Annotated in this window: 16 protein-coding genes; 5 read left to right on the top strand and 11 right to left on the bottom strand. The window is 35.0% G+C overall.

What is annotated here, in order from left to right; all coding sequences use genetic code 11:
* Window positions 1-243: 243 nt before the first annotated feature.
* Complete coding sequence (gene epmA / locus TYM08_RS17115; RefSeq protein WP_422380366.1) at window positions 244-1,200, bottom strand: EF-P lysine aminoacylase EpmA; 957 nt, start codon at window positions 1,198-1,200, stop codon at window positions 244-246.
* Between the two features lie 68 nt (window positions 1,201-1,268).
* Window positions 1,269-1,838 carry an elongation factor P gene (efp, locus tag TYM08_RS17120; protein ID WP_422380367.1) on the bottom strand — a complete coding sequence of 190 codons (570 nt, stop codon included), beginning with the start codon at window positions 1,836-1,838 and terminating at the stop codon, window positions 1,269-1,271.
* A gap of 38 nt (window positions 1,839-1,876) precedes the next feature.
* Here efp and epmB point away from each other — a divergent pair, with 38 nt between their 5' ends.
* The 5 genes from epmB (at window position 1,877) to TYM08_RS17145 (ending at window position 8,826) form a co-directional block, all read left to right on the top strand.
* A complete protein-coding gene (gene epmB / locus TYM08_RS17125; RefSeq protein ID WP_422380368.1) occupies window positions 1,877-2,881 on the top strand; it encodes an EF-P beta-lysylation protein EpmB in 1,005 nt (334 codons plus the stop codon).
* A gap of 204 nt (window positions 2,882-3,085) precedes the next feature.
* A complete protein-coding gene (locus tag TYM08_RS17130) occupies window positions 3,086-4,858 on the top strand; it encodes a hypothetical protein (RefSeq protein WP_422380369.1) in 1,773 nt (590 codons plus the stop codon).
* Window positions 4,859-4,876: 18 nt separating this feature from the next.
* Entirely contained in the window at window positions 4,877-6,937 is a 2,061-nt protein-coding gene (locus TYM08_RS17135) for an EAL domain-containing response regulator (protein ID WP_422380370.1), read from the top strand.
* Between the two features lie 55 nt (window positions 6,938-6,992).
* Window positions 6,993-8,177, top strand: coding sequence for an MFS transporter (locus tag TYM08_RS17140; RefSeq protein ID WP_422380371.1), 1,185 nt, complete (start codon window positions 6,993-6,995; stop codon window positions 8,175-8,177).
* A complete protein-coding gene (locus TYM08_RS17145) occupies window positions 8,164-8,826 on the top strand; it encodes a pseudouridine synthase (protein WP_422380372.1) in 663 nt (220 codons plus the stop codon). Before TYM08_RS17140 ends, TYM08_RS17145 begins: the two co-directional genes overlap by 14 nt.
* Here the strand turns inward: TYM08_RS17145 and TYM08_RS17150 are convergent.
* The 9 genes from TYM08_RS17150 to fabZ all read right to left on the bottom strand — a co-directional run bounded on the left by TYM08_RS17150 (window position 8,816) and on the right by fabZ (window position 15,368).
* Window positions 8,816-9,763 carry an RluA family pseudouridine synthase gene (locus tag TYM08_RS17150; RefSeq protein WP_422380373.1) on the bottom strand — a complete coding sequence of 316 codons (948 nt, stop codon included), beginning with the start codon at window positions 9,761-9,763 and terminating at the stop codon, window positions 8,816-8,818. The two genes, TYM08_RS17145 and TYM08_RS17150, sit on opposite strands and share 11 nt — an antisense overlap.
* The gene (locus TYM08_RS17155) at window positions 9,760-10,101 is read right to left on the bottom strand and encodes a hypothetical protein (protein ID WP_422380374.1); all 342 of its coding nucleotides are present in this window, start codon (window positions 10,099-10,101) and stop codon (window positions 9,760-9,762) included. Before TYM08_RS17155 ends, TYM08_RS17150 begins: the two co-directional genes overlap by 4 nt.
* Before the next feature lie 17 nt (window positions 10,102-10,118).
* Entirely contained in the window at window positions 10,119-10,766 is a 648-nt protein-coding gene (locus tag TYM08_RS17160) for a putative 2OG-Fe(II) oxygenase (protein WP_422380375.1), read from the bottom strand.
* Window positions 10,763-11,185: a universal stress protein gene (locus TYM08_RS17165; protein ID WP_422380376.1), complete on the bottom strand. Its 423-nt coding sequence runs from the start codon at window positions 11,183-11,185 to the stop codon at window positions 10,763-10,765. The genes TYM08_RS17160 and TYM08_RS17165 overlap by 4 nt, the downstream gene beginning before the upstream one ends.
* Before the next feature lie 55 nt (window positions 11,186-11,240).
* A complete protein-coding gene (locus tag TYM08_RS17170) occupies window positions 11,241-11,558 on the bottom strand; it encodes a Rieske (2Fe-2S) protein (protein WP_422380377.1) in 318 nt (105 codons plus the stop codon).
* Window positions 11,555-12,934 (bottom strand): hypothetical protein, encoded by a 1,380-nt coding sequence (locus TYM08_RS17175; protein WP_422380378.1) that lies wholly within the window; start codon window positions 12,932-12,934, stop codon window positions 11,555-11,557. Before TYM08_RS17175 ends, TYM08_RS17170 begins: the two co-directional genes overlap by 4 nt.
* A 72-nt stretch (window positions 12,935-13,006) precedes the next feature.
* On the bottom strand, window positions 13,007-14,140 hold the full coding sequence (gene lpxB / locus TYM08_RS17180) for a lipid-A-disaccharide synthase (protein WP_422380379.1): 1,134 nt from the start codon (window positions 14,138-14,140) through the stop codon (window positions 13,007-13,009).
* Window positions 14,140-14,916 carry an acyl-ACP--UDP-N-acetylglucosamine O-acyltransferase gene (gene lpxA, locus TYM08_RS17185; protein WP_422380380.1) on the bottom strand — a complete coding sequence of 259 codons (777 nt, stop codon included), beginning with the start codon at window positions 14,914-14,916 and terminating at the stop codon, window positions 14,140-14,142. The genes lpxB and lpxA overlap by 1 nt, the downstream gene beginning before the upstream one ends.
* Window positions 14,916-15,368 carry a 3-hydroxyacyl-ACP dehydratase FabZ gene (gene fabZ, locus TYM08_RS17190; protein WP_422380381.1) on the bottom strand — a complete coding sequence of 151 codons (453 nt, stop codon included), beginning with the start codon at window positions 15,366-15,368 and terminating at the stop codon, window positions 14,916-14,918. The genes lpxA and fabZ overlap by 1 nt, the downstream gene beginning before the upstream one ends.
* Window positions 15,369-15,374 lie beyond the last annotated feature (6 nt).

The raw sequence follows: 15,374 nt of genomic DNA on the forward strand, positions 1-15,374 counted from the left end.
AATTTCAAAAGGGCAAATTAAATTCAACTTGCCGCAACTTTTTGTTTGGAATACTTCAAACATAAGCATGTTATGAAGTCTCCCTAGAAGTTGTAAAAAATATAATTCGAATCCATCGCTTATTTTTTACAATTCATCACAGTTGCTTGATGCTAGTCTTAGCTTAATTATTAGACAAATAGAGTTTGATCAATATATGTACAACATCACAAATTTAGAATTTATTTTTGTTACTTGAATGTACTATGCACGATTTGCATCAAAACTTAACACCTGTTTAATGTCCGTTTTTTCAAGTGCAAGCATCATTACACGATCCAAACCTACTGCGACTCCTGAACATTCGGGTAATCCATTATTTAATGCTTCAATCAATAAATGATCCAAGTTAATTTGCGGTTTGTTTTGAGATTTTCGTAACGTATTATCCTTTTTAAATCGAGTTAGCTGCTCTAAGGCATCTGTCAATTCCCAATAACCATTTGCTAACTCTAAACCATTGGCATACAACTCAAAACGATGGGCAACCAATTGACTATTCTCATCTAATTCTGTTTTTGCAAGCGATGCCTGACTTGGCGGATATTGTGTAATAAAGCACCACTTTTCTTGAGGTAACTTAGGCTCAACTACCATGCAAAAAAGCAGATCTAACAGCTCATCTCTTGAAAGCCCGACAGGTATTTCGCCAAGCAATTCAATGGCTTTGTGTTCAATTTTTTCATCAGAATCCACCGTCCAATCGATGGCAGTATGTTCAAATAGCGCCAATTTATAGCTTAATTCTAGCGTTTCACGCACAGGCATAAATTGATGAAGTAATTCGACCACTTCGTCCATTAACTGCTTTAAGGACCAGTTTGGTCGATACCATTCTAACATTGAAAATTCACGATTATGGCGAGTCCCTTGTTCGTCTTGGCGAAACGCAGGGCATATTTGATAAATCGGTCCGCTTTGGCTTGCTAACAATCGTTTCATATGAAATTCAGGTGAAGTATTTAAATATCCTACACCTTCAACTACATAACTTTGAAGATTAGGCTCGGTATTACCACAGGCACTTAGTAATGGCGTTGTGACTTCCAAACATCCTTTATTATTAAAATACTCTCGAATGGTGTGTATAATTTTTGCTCTTGCTTTTAATGTTTCAATCGTAGCACTGGGAGCCCACATTTCATTACTAGAATCGTTCATAATTTTCTTTCACCCATAAAAAAAGCGATGATAACATCGCTCTAGTAGCACTAGTGTGTAGCAATCAATTACTTGGCTCGACTTGAATATTCGCCAGTTCGAGTATCAACACGAATCACTTCGCCTTCAGCAATAAATAACGGAACTCGAACTACAGCGCCAGTTGTTAAAGTAGCAGGCTTAGACCCACCATTAGCCGTGTCGCCTTTTACACCGGGATCGGTTTCAGTAATCTCTAGATCAATAAAATTAGGAGGCGCTACAGTCAAAATCGCACCGTTAAATAAAGTCACTTCGTATTCAACCTGCTCTTTCAACCAATCTTTTACATCTGAAATGGATTTTTCATCACCAGAGTATTGCTCAAAAGAGCCATCTGTTGCCATAAAAAACCAAAATTCACCATCGGTATACGAATACTCCATGGTGTATTCCATAACATCCGCACCCTCAAGAGATTCACCTGATTTAAATGTGCGCTCCCAAGTACGGCCTGTTGCTAAGTTTTTCATCTTAACTCGGTTAAATGCTTGACCTTTACCTGGTTTTACAAATTCGTTTTCAACAATCGAACATGGGTCGCCATCTAATAAAACTTTAAGACCTGATTTGAATTCACTGGTAGAATAGTTAGCCATTGTTTTTATCCCAAAAATACATTAAAAAATCGGCCAACATGATACCTGTTTTAAACTTACCTGTCGCTAGTAAAAAAAAACCATGGCAAATTGAGCTCTCCAAGGCACAAATCAGCCTTAAAGAATTGCTCTATTTTTGCGAATTACCCATGCAAGATTCATTATTGGAGCATTCTGACTTTATAATTAAAGCCACGCCTAATTACTTAAATTGCATTGTAAAAGGCAATATTAACGACCCTTTATTATTACAAATTCTCCCCTTTAAATCTGAAAATGATCTAATAGAGGGATATAGTAACGATCCATTACTTGAAAAATCGCAAAATCCTCAAGCTGCGATTGTGCATAAATATCAAAACCGTATTTTAGTCGTCGCGACAGGCAGCTGTGCGATTCATTGTCGTTATTGTTTTAGGCGTCATTTTCCCTATGAAGAAAACAAACATTCAAAACAACAATGGATTCAAACAGTTGATTATTTAAACAAACACCAAGAAGTAAATGAAATTATTTTTTCAGGAGGTGACCCCCTAAGTTTAAGTGACGCATCTTTAAAAATGATGATCAATGATCTTGAAAAAATTCCCACAATTAAAACCATACGCTTTCATTCGCGTATTCCAGTTGTTTTACCAAGTCGTATTGATGCTGATTTTGAATCGATTTTTAAACAATCCACTAAACATTTAGTAATGGTGATTCATAGTAATCATGCAAATGAGCTAAATACCGAAGTAAAACTTGCCTGTAAAACTCTTAAATCCAATGGATTTACACTTTTAAATCAATCTGTAATTTTAAAAAATATAAATAACCACGCCGATATTTTAGCTAAACTCAGTGAGAGGTTATTTGATTGCGGGGTAATGCCTTATTATTTGCACTTACTTGACCAAGTTCACGGTTCGGAACATTTTAGCTTACCACTTAATGAAGTCACTTTGATTTATGAGCAATTACAAGCCAAACTATCAGGCTACCTTGTACCAAAATTAGCAAAAGAAGAACCCAATCATTCTAATAAAACGCTTATAGTCTAAAAAATTGCACTTTTTTACCTCATTAGACTACCTAAAAGCGACACTTAGCGGTATATTGGAAATGTTTAAATCTTCGTAATTAACATACCTAAAACAATACAGTTAATCTGGAGTGGAAATATCATCATTCAATCTTCCGAGTTAGCAGGTTTCGGCTTATCTAATTTAACATTGAAAAGCCTATAGCAAGGATCTAAGAGCACTATGTTTAATAAAGCAGATTCAGAATACTTAAAAATAGCACCCAAAAAATTGGATTCACTGTCGTTTTGCGAGGCTTCAGTACGTCAATTAAATAATTGGGCAAAAAATTTACCAATTGCGAATATTGGTGAAACCTCACGCTTGTTATATCACGCTGTAATAGAAATTAATCAATTAAAAATATCCGAACACAGTCGTTTTGATATGTTAGAGCTTATTCGGCAACCCATTTATTATGTGTGTGATGCATTGTCACGAAAATACCTTGAACACGCACTGGTATTAGACGACTCACAAAAGAAAGTAGCCAATTTATCTCAATCTTTACAGCTGCATTTAGCGACAGGATATAAATCGGTTGTTCGCGAATATATTCAAGCCCATGGTAATGCGGGTAAAACCAAAGAATATGTCAACATTGCCGTACACAGATGCCTATGTGATTTAACACCAAGTTTGTTAAGAAATTACAAATTATATTTACCTAACCCTCCTGGTTTATGGAAAGAAATTCATCAAATCTATTTCATGGCGAAAGCCCTTCAAGTGGAAAAATTTGCAACTCTTGACCCATTAAACAAACACAACGTTAAATTAACCGTTGAACAATGCTATTTACGCGGAATTTTATTAAGCACTTCACAGCCAAATCAACTTCAAAAAACAGATTTAACACTGATATATGAATCTTTAGAGCTCTGGGTACATAAAATTGAATTAAATACAGTGGTTGCAGAAAAAGACGTCATTTTAATTGACCCCGATAGCGATGGCGCTCCGATTTATCGTTATCTAGCTAAAATTTCAAATTTAGCGCAATACAATGGCATCAATACTTTGCATTTGATTCGAGCACTGCATCAACATTTATCTTTTATCACCAAAGGCGAAGACAAGTCTGATCTTAATGTGCCAGAGTCCATCGATACCAATTTATTGCAGCATTTAATCCAATCTTGGGGAGGAATGAAGCAACGAACGTTCTCTCGCTTTAATGCAACTGGTGAAACTGAAGTTTGCATAGGATTAAGTGCTACTCACTATCATTTGTCTGGCGGACAATCTTTAGCCCAACAAATCTCTAAAGAAAAAATTGGCCTAGTGTCTAAAACCAACCAATTTATTGATGAAAATCTTGAACCATTACCAACTGAAGACATTTGGTCTGGCTCCTTTGATGCAAGTGATAATTTAATTCCTGTGAATCGCGAGTTTTCTAAAAAGCAAAATGATGCGATTAAAAATGATGACTACCCAAAATATAAAACGCTGCTAGTGAATACCAGTCCACGCGGATACTGTTTACAGTGGCCAGGGAAACCTGCCAATAACTTAGTTACAGGCGAAATTGTTGCCATTAAAGAAAAAAACCTATCCCACTGGAATATTGGTATCTTACGTTGGATACGTTTTGGCAAAAGTGGCAATACACAAATGGGTATTGAATTGATATCTCCTAATTGTGTGCCTTGCGCAGCTAGAATAATGAGTAAAGCTGGAGAACACGGCGAACATTTAAGAGCATTATATGTTCCAGAAATTCAAGCAATTGGGCAGCCGGCCTCGGTTATCACCGCCAAAATGCCATTCCAACTTAGCCAAAAAGTCGGGGTAAATATTGCTGGAGACGAATCACGATACCAACTAATTAAAAAAACGCTAAGCACTAGCCGCGTCAATCAATTTCAAGTAAGACCAATTAGTGCATCAACTGTCAAAGAAAATATCAGCGAAACGGGTGATAGCTTTGATAATTTATGGCGCAAACTATAATGAAAAAGAAGTAAATTCATGAAACCAACTAAAGCGACTATTCGATTATTATTAATTCATGACAATCAAGGGGATGCCGAACCATTGTTAAATATTTTACGTAACAATGGTTTTTCAGCACGCACCCATTTTATTGCAAGCGAACAAGAATTAACCCAAGTATTAGGTACGCAAACGTGGGATATGGCTTTTGTAAAGCTGGATACAGAAACGGTTGATCCAATTGAATGTTCGAAAATAATCTTAGCTTCAGAAAAAGACATACCGATTATTGGGTTATTAGATCAGTACAGCGCTGAAGATTTAACAAATGCAATGGAACTTGGTTTACAGGATGTTGTTGTAGAAAGCCAAGAAGACCATTTACATTTAGTGACTTCACGCGAATTTAAAGCATTAAATAATCGTCGCTTAAAAAGAAAAGCCCAAATCGAATTAAAAGAAACACAAAAACGCTGCCAGTTATTATTAGAAAGTTCAAAAGATGCCATTACTTATGTCCATGAAGGCATGCATATTTTTGCAAACAATACCTACATGGAAATGTTCGGTTACGATGATATGGATGAATTATCATGTATGCCAATAATGGATATGATTGCCTCTGAAAATGTCGCAAGCTTAAAAGATGCTTTAAAAATAAAATCCGGTGAACACAATATTGATTGCACTGGCGTCCATGAAAACGGAACTCACTTTAAAATCAAAATGACATTTTCTCCCGCTATTTTTGAAGGCGAAACCTGCCTACAAATTGTAATTCGATCCAATGAAGACAACAGCGCTGAGTTAGAAGAAAAACTTAATGAAATCCGTCAAAAAGACTTAGTTACAGGCTTATTTAATCGTACACATTTTGTTGATCAATTAGATTACTATTACCAACAATCCGTTCAATCTGGAAAACAAACGCCATTATTGTATTTAAGCATCATCAAATTTGCGGAGTTAAAAAGTGAAGTTGGATTAGCCGGTACTGATTTATTATTAAAAGACATTGCGGAAGTTTTAAATCACTGCAAATTAGAAAATAGTATAATTACTCGCTATCGTGATGATGTTTTTACGGTAATATTTCCAGGCTCAAGTAACGAAGAAATCAAAGAGCATGCTAAATTAATTTTACAATCAATCAGCGAACACCTGTTTGAAGTCGATGGAAAAACACTTAATTTACGCCCATTAATTGGCATCAGTAATATCAATGAGAAAAATGAAAGTGCATCTCAAGCTTTAACTCATGCTCATCAATCAAATACCCAAGCAACCGAAGAGCACCCAATCAATGTGTATGACCCAAGTGATTCTTCGAATTTAAAAGACGATGGATTACTTGCTCAATTACAGCATGCCATTGAACATGATCAATTCAATATATACTTTCAACCCATTGTCAGTTTACGTGGGGACAGTAAAGAGCACTACGAAGCATCTATTAGCTTAAAAGGGCCTGATGGCACCGAAATTAATGGCAGTGAGTTTTTAACCATGGCTGTGGATTCTGGTCTAAGCGCAAAAATCGATCGTTGGTTTATCGCTCATTGCGCGACAATTTTAGCCAACCAACGCCAAAAAAGTGGACAAACACGTTTATTTATTACAATCAGCTTTGAATCCATTCAAGATGCTGGATTTATTCCTTGGTTTAACGGTGTACTTACAGAAAGCCATTTACCAAGTGATGCAATATCATTACAAATCACCGAAGAAGTTGCTCAAACTTATTTAAAAGCAGCAAAAGCATTTTCGAAAAGTTTGGATGTTATCAAAACCCCATTATCCATCAGCCATTTTGGATTGATTCAATCCGATCTGAGTATTAATAAACACTTAAATATAAGTTATATTAAAGTGGATAAAAGTTTTGTTAATGATCTTTCTACATCAGATGCCGCTCAAGCAAAACTTAATGAACTGGTTAGTGATATTCACGCTCGTGAAATAAAATCCATTGTCACTCATATAGAAAGTGCCTCAGTCATGGCGACATTATGGCAAGCTGGTGTGCATTATATTCAAGGTCAATATCTTCAGTCACCTTCAAAACAAATGAATTATAATTTTTCAGAAGAAGAATAATCTCGATCAAAATTGCGCATAAAGCCTTTTATGCGCCCCCTTTAATGGTAATAATATGAACCGTTCCATATACTTAATTGCCATTGCGCAACTTTGCTTCATGTCTGTCAATATGATGTTCTTACTAACCGCTAGTTTGGTTGGCGCTGCATTGGATCAAACTGGCCTACTCAGTACAGCACCCCTTGCCATCATGTTATTTACTATTCTAATTTTTACCCCTATTGCTAATAAATTAATGCAACGGTTTGGGAAAATTTATATCTTTAGAATGGTTTCGATATTACTTGGGGTTTGCGTATTTATAGGTTACTTATCCATTATTAACCATTCATTTTATTTATATTTATTTGCATCCTCGCTATTGGGAATCAGCGCAAGTGCGGCTAATTTTTTTCGATTTGCTGCCATGGAATCTGCACAACCAAATAAGATGGCAAAAGCATTAAGTTTGATTATGTTAATGGGCGTAGCAAGCTCAATTATTGCTCCTAATTTAAGTAAAAGTATTGACTCCTTATTAGGTGTTCAATTTTCTGCTGTATACCTTGCAATGATTCCTTTTGCCGTTGTGATGTTCATAGTTTTTAGTATGACTCCTAATATAAAACCCCAACAAACAGCAAAAACCAACAAAAAAATAGCACTACCACCTAAACTTTATTTACCAAGTATACATGCCACAATTGCAAACGCAGTCATGGTATTTGTAATGGGTGTCACGCCTGCTGCTATGTATCATATGAACTTCAATTTTAGCGACTCTGCTTTTGTCATTCAATGGCATATGCTGGGTATGTTTGCACCTTCATTATTTTCTGCATGGATCATCAAAAAAATTGGCGTGTATCAATTTCAGTTTACAGGGGCATGGATATTATTGAGCGCTTTAATTATTAATTTAATTACAACCAATCATTTAAGCTTAACTATTTCATTATTTTTATTGGGTGTAGGGTGGAATTTTGTTTATATTGGCGCTTCTACGCAACTGGTACAATGGAATAAAAAAGAACATCTTGGCCAAGCACAAACTCGAAATGAAATGATGATTTTCGCTTTTTCTGGTTGTGCAATGTTATTTTCTGGGGCTATTTTAAATCTGTTAGGGTGGGAGTTGTTAAATACTTTCGCCATTATACCGGTTCTCTTTTTATTAGGGTTATTATTTTACAAACCCAATCACATCAATCCCTATCACATCAATCCCAACCAATTAAAAACCAATGAACCGACTTAATCAGTACTCCTGTTTTGATATCATAGAAAACAATCATGATTTTTTAATTATTAATAAACATGCAGGAATCAATGTCCATAAAACCAAACTAGAAAAAGGTTTACTTGATTACATACTATTAGAGACAGGGCTATGTGTAGATTTATGTCATCGTTTAGACAAAGATACATCCGGTATTATGGTGTTAGGTAAACACCATGATGCGACAAGTCAAATCAGTCAGCTTTTTGCCAATAAACAAATTCAAAAACGTTATGTGGCCATTTCCTCAGAACCACCAAAAAAGAAACAAGGCGCAATCATTGGTGATATCGTCCCAGCAAGAAATGGAAATTACAAATTAGCAAAAACCAAAGACAATCCAAGTAAAACCTTATTTAAATCTGTTAATTTAATTGCAAAACATAGAGCTTGGTTGTTAACCCCTATAACCGGAAAAACCCACCAGTTGAGGGTCATTTTAAAAAGTTTAGGCAGCCCTATTTTAGGAGACAGTCGATACTCGAATACAGTGGCAAAGCGCATGTATTTACATTGTTTTCATTTAAGTTTTCAATATAACGCTATTAAATATCGTTTTGATTTTTTACCTATCGACGGGGAGTTTTCTTTATTAACACACGCCCCAGAGTTGTGGTTTAGCCCTTAAGCCCAACTTCATTACAAAATTTAATCCATTGCGGTGAGTAATGCTCATCTTTAATTAATTGCTCTACACCATTTATATCTAGCTCAATTTCATAAGCCATTAATAAATGGTGCGATGTTTTTAATTTTAATTCGTCTAATTCAGTAATTTCATCATTTAAGCGTTTTAGATAATATTCACCGTTATTTGCATAAATTTTATCTCCCACAATAGGATGTCCTAGATGCGCAAGGTGAGCACGAAGTTGATGTTTTCGCCCTGTTTTTAAATGACACTCAATAATTGAATAGTCTCCACAGGTTTGTAAAACTTTAAAAAACGTTCCGCTTTGTTTTCCAGTATCGCACACGTACATTTTACAACGAATGTCACTGTCTTGTTTTGTATTTAAAAAACATTCAAAATCCAGCTCTTGCCAATTGGGCTTGCCATAAACAATCGCTTTATATACTTTCTTTTGCATTAAAGCGGCAAGTTTTGGCTGCCAATATTGTGCCTGTTCCTTATTTTTGGTTAATAAGACAATACCCGACGTATCCAAATCTAGTCGGTGTAATAGATGTGCATCTGAAAAATTAGATTCGCGCTGAACAAGTTTTACTAAAGTGTTGATGACATTTCTTGTGGTTTTATGGACAGGTAAATTGGCAGGTTTATGGACAGCAAGAATTTCATCCCCTTCCCAAAGTAATTTCCAGTTAATATCTACGTCAGGTTCGAAATATTCTACAACAGACCAACAAATATTTTGACCTTGTTTTATTTCAGTATTCGTATTTACAACAACCCCATCAATTTTACATTGCGAGTTTAATAATATTTCATCAATAACTGACAACTCTATGGTAGGCATGCAAAATTCAATATAAGTTTTAAGAAGCATCAAATGATGCCGTTGATGCACTATTTCATTAAACGCTTGATTGATTAAGATCAAAACAATTTCAATTCTGTTATATAACCCAATCCAACCGACTGATTGAGTAACAATAAAAACATAATGACCACTGCTGAAAAAAACCACCTCACTCGGGCACCAGAATTTCTAAATTTTGGGAAAATTTGAGCAGCATTTGTGATAAAAAAAGGCATGAGTAACGCATTCCCAAATGTATACAAAACATTAAAAACGCCAGATGAATCAGGATAACTTCGATCTGCAATCATATAAGCCATTATCATATTAAGCAGTATTAAAATTAATGTAATAATGAAAAATATTTTTGTATTTTTCAAACGTCGTTGTCGATCAAGTTCTTCGAAATCTTGTTGCATAGATCAGCGCCTAAAAATTATTCAATATGAATTTGTGCATTAAATGCAACCACGCGTCTTGATATTTTACCAAAATACGCAATTGCTGAATGTTTTAAATAAGATGGAAATATTATCACTTGGCCATCACAGGGTTCAATATCCCAAATGCCATTAGCCCCTAAATACGCAGTGCCTGAATCTTGATAATGATCTGCGTTTGACCGAGGGTCGTAAAAACGATTTTGTCCATTATCAATTTTACTTTCACCTTTATCTAAAAAATAAATACCACACCAAGAGCAGTTAGGATGCGAGTGTACATCATGGTATCCACCATTTTGAGTATCATGAAACCATGATTCAATGATTTCACAATGCACATCAACATTTTCAGGCCAGTATGGATGATTCACTTCATAGGCCACGGTTGAAATTAATTCAATTAAAAAAAATTTTAAATTTTGCACATATTGATCATCGGTATCCAAAAAATCAAACGCACTTTCTTTTAAATTATTTTTAGCTTTAGTGGCAACAAAACTTTGAATATCACATTTTTGAGATTCTATTAAACGATTAATCACAGCATGTAATTCAGGTGCCGTTGCTTGATGATCCACATAATTGGCCTCAAACATTAAAGTTGACCAAAGTTTGATAGGCTCAATTTGTACTTCATTCATACTCTTATCGCCATTACATCGCAAGTTGCTCCATGAATCACACCACTTGAATGGGATCCAAACAATAAGGATAAACCATGGCGACCATGACTACCCACTATAATCAAATCACACTCCAGCTCATCGGCAATCTGTCGAATTTTATTTGAAGTCTTACCATTTTCTAAAATACTATTTTCAACATCAACTGATAAACTTCGCACAAATTCATCTAGGCTTTTTTGAGCATAATTATCTATTTGTGTTTGAACTTGAGAGTAATCAATTGGTGCCTCACTTGCATACGCATATCGAATGGACTCCTGAACATGAACAACACTCAGTTTCGCTTGACTCAACTTAGTTAATTCAATGGCTTTTAATGCAATCTTTTTACTATCTTCAGTTAAATCTACTGCTAACAATATATGTTTATACATTTGATTTTCTCCTGTTATTTATAGTTGAATTTATAGTTGAATTTATAGTTGTAATTTAGAGTGACACCCACACAAATTCTTGTTCAATTTTATTATCAATCAAGATCAAGTGATCGCCTTGGCATGGACCTGATACACACTGACCTGTTTGAATTTCAAACAAAGCACCATGTGTTGAACAAATAATGAGTGCTTTATCCATATCTAAAAATTGATTTGGCATAAATTCCAAATCAATACCTAAATGCGGGCACTTGTTTTCATACACATAACATTGCTCATCTTTATATACAGCAAAAATCTTTTTACCGTTAATTTCAAAACCTTTTTCTTGGATAGATTTGAGTTCATTAACATTTATTAGTTTAATCATGAAGGTCGTCCGTGATATTTTGTAAGAATGGTTTGAGCTTGTTTGTTAAAAATACTTTGGTAGGATTTTTTTGCATTATCTAATTGCCATATTTCGATTTCACTGCCATCAAATCTATTCGTATCTCTTACTACAGACGCTTCAACAATTTCGCCAACACTTTGATTTGAAAACAATTCAGAGTTCACCCAAATTTCATCACCTACATGGGCGCTACTGATGCTTTGCATATCATTATAGACATCCCCTGCAACCATAGGTAAATTAACTCCCAATCGATTGGTCGTTGCAACAAATGCGGTGCCAAATGAAATTGTTATAGCAAATTTGGCTTGATTAAATAGAGTTCGTTTATTATCGTCAAGGTGCTCATCTTTTTTTAGAATTTCTAATGTTTGTTCAAATACTTTTGCTGCACACACACAATTACTGGCAGCTAATTCAATATCACGTTCACCTACTTCGTGCTCCATTCCAAATGCTAACATTGACCCTTCTGGCAATTGAGTTGCTCGATATAATTGAGTTAATTTATAGAGTGTATATTCATAGGTTTCCCATAAATAATTTAAAGTATAAGCGTCAAATTGGCGAGATAATGTATCGGAATTAATGCACCTGACATTTAATAAACATAACTCAGTATAAAACCCTTTATCTGAAATATTTCGCCATTGCTGCATCATTTTTAAAAACGAATGATGTTGTTTTTGTTGAATAATTGATTGGCTAACCGATAATATTTGATTATTTTCAATTGCATCAATAACCTGTTCAATTTGTTGCAATTGAGTTCCCGTTTTTGGTTGCCAATCTACTAAAACAGTTGCAAGTTTATTATTGATTAACTTTAATCTTTGTCTGTTTTTTAAATCATTTCTATACACTAAAAAAACGATAAAACTAAAACTCAAAAGATTAAATAATATAAATTGGATAATGACTTTGTTTTTATATTTTTGAGTAAATTGATCGTCAAACGTAAAATAAATTACGCCTATATTTTGTGATAAATAGTTAACCTCATAAGAATCCGTTACTTTATAAATCACTAATTGTCGTTGTTGCGCTTGGGCTATTATTCGTTGTTTGTCATCAAGTATTTTAATTTCACTTAATATTGGACGCTCAATGACATTAATTGCAATATCGGACAGACTGACGCTATCCCTACTGACAATTAATGGAGCCACTTGCTGTGCAATCAAACTCATCATCGCTTGTCTTTGGTCGAACTGTATTGCTTTCATACTATTAATTGAAGGTAATACTATTAAAAAAAGTAATAACGCATTCACTGCTACTAGAATAAACCCACCCATAATTAATAATGGATGTCGAAGAATATCTTTTATTAAAACATCATTTGAAAGCATTGCTTATTTATTCTAACTAAAATTGGACTTCATTTTATCAGAGGATAGAGAAGGAAGGCTAGTTTGATTAAATTACTTTGATAGAAGTAACGAATCAATCGCATTTACAGCTTGTATATCAGCTTGAGCGATAAGTGAGCGATGCATCTGAGTAAATAATTCGATTTGTCTTAATTGCTCATTCTTACCCATCAAAATAAGCACAGCATTTACTATGTTTTGTTCAGTTGCATCATCTTGCAATAACTCTTTGATGATTTCACGATTCGCGATGATATTCGGCAGTGAAACATAATCGATTGTAAGCATTTTAGAAATAATTTTGTAGGTTAATGCGTTCGCTTTATAAGATACAACCATAGGTGTTTTGCAAAGCATTGCTTCCAATGCTGCTGTACCAGAGGTAATTAACGCAACATTCGCAGCACTTAAAGCACTAATACTATCTTGCTTAATGATTTGATATTTAAAACTAGCTTCAACTAAATATTCTTGAAGTTGTTTTTCTCGTTTCTCACTTGAAACGGGAATTAACACAAACAAATTTTCAATTGATTGGGCTATTTTGTTAACACTTTGAATAAATAATGGTGCCATCCGTTTGATTTCTGACTGTCTCGATCCTGGCATCATGCATAACACAGGTGCGTCTACGTTAAGTTTTAATTTCTCTCGAGCTTGAAGGGTTTGTTTTTCTAACGGAATTTTATCTGCCAAGGTGTGACCAACAAATGTGGCGTTTAGCTGGTGCTTTTGACAAAACTCCACTTCAAAAGGCAATAAACACAACATTGAATCAACACTTTTTTTAATTTTTTCAACACGTTTTTCACGCCACGCCCAAACTGAAGGGCAGACATAATGCATGGTTTTAATTCCGTGCGCTTTTAACATTCGTGCCAAGGGTAAGTTAAAATCTGGCGCATCTATTCCAATATAGACATCTGGAGGGTTTTGTAGAAAATGATTTTTTAATGTTTTTCTAATTTTTAATAATTCGGGTAATCGTGATAGCACTTCGAACAAGCCCATTACTGACAACCTCTCCATATCAAATAAACTTTCAAATCCTTCTGCGATCATTTTTTCACCACCAATACCAATAAACTTAGCGTCAGGGTAACGTTTTTTCAATTCCTTAATTAGGGGGGCACCAAGTTGATCGCCAGATGACTCCCCAACAACAATCGCAAAAGTTTTTGCCATTATCTTATAATTCCACGAGTAGCACGCTGTAACGATTCAACAAATTGATCCACATATTGATTGGATTTCTCATCGTAACTTAATTCTTCAATCGCTTCGCTTAGGGTATGGCCTTCACGGTAAACAATTCGATATGCTCGTTTTAGTAACCGTAAATCGTCTTTATCAAATCCTCGTCGTTTTAACCCTTCAAAATTCATCCCTTTTGGTACAGTGGGTGTGCCCATACATGTTAAAAAATCAGGGACATCTTTTACAATGATTGAAGAGATTCCTATCATACAATGCGCGCCAATTTGACAAAATTGATGCACCATTACATTGCCACCTAAAATACTGTGATCGCCAAGCTTAACATGTCCCGCTAATGTTGATTGATTAGCCATAACAATGTCATTACCTACCAAACAATCATGCGCTATATGAACATATGCCATAAATAAATTACGCGAACCGATGATCGTTTTGGAATTATCTTGAATCGTACCACGTTGAATGGTCGTAAACTCTCGAAATACATTATCATCGCCAACGACCAATTCTGTTGGTTCATTATTGTATTTTTTATCTTGGCACGCTTCACCAATACTTGAAAATTGAAATAGTTTATTTCGCTTACCTAACTTGGTTGGACCATTTAAAACAACATGTGGGCCAATCCAACAATCATCACCTATTTCTACATCAGCTCCAATCACTGTATATGCACCGATAGTTACATTTGTACCCATTTTTACACTTGGGTCAATGATTGCTGTGGGGTGTATTAATTCCATTAGGCTTTTCTTTCTGCACAAAGAATCTCGGCACTGCAGCACACTTTGCCATCAACGGTTGCTTTGGTTTCAAATTTATAGATACCGCGACGTTCAGAGATCAATTTTGATTCTAAAACAAGTTGATCACCCGGAACCACTTGACGTTTAAAACGTACATTATCAATGCCTGCAAATAAATATAAATACCCATCTTGAGGACGGTTACCTGAAGTTAAAAAACCTAATACTGCTGAGACTTGCGCTAACGCTTCAGTAATTAAGACACCCGGCATAATTGCTTTACCAGGAAAATGGCCATTAAAAAACTCTTCATTTCCACTTACATTTTTATAACCTTTTAAAAATGTTCCAGCTTCGTATTCGGTGATTCTATCTACTAATAAAAAAGGGTAGCGGTGGGGTAACAACTCTTTGATTGCTTCATGATCTAACGGTAATTCGATTGACATAATTTA

The organism is Marinicellulosiphila megalodicopiae (genome assembly GCF_045862395.1).
In the GTDB taxonomy this organism is placed as follows: Bacteria; Pseudomonadota; Gammaproteobacteria; order Pseudomonadales; family Natronospirillaceae; genus Marinicellulosiphila; species Marinicellulosiphila megalodicopiae.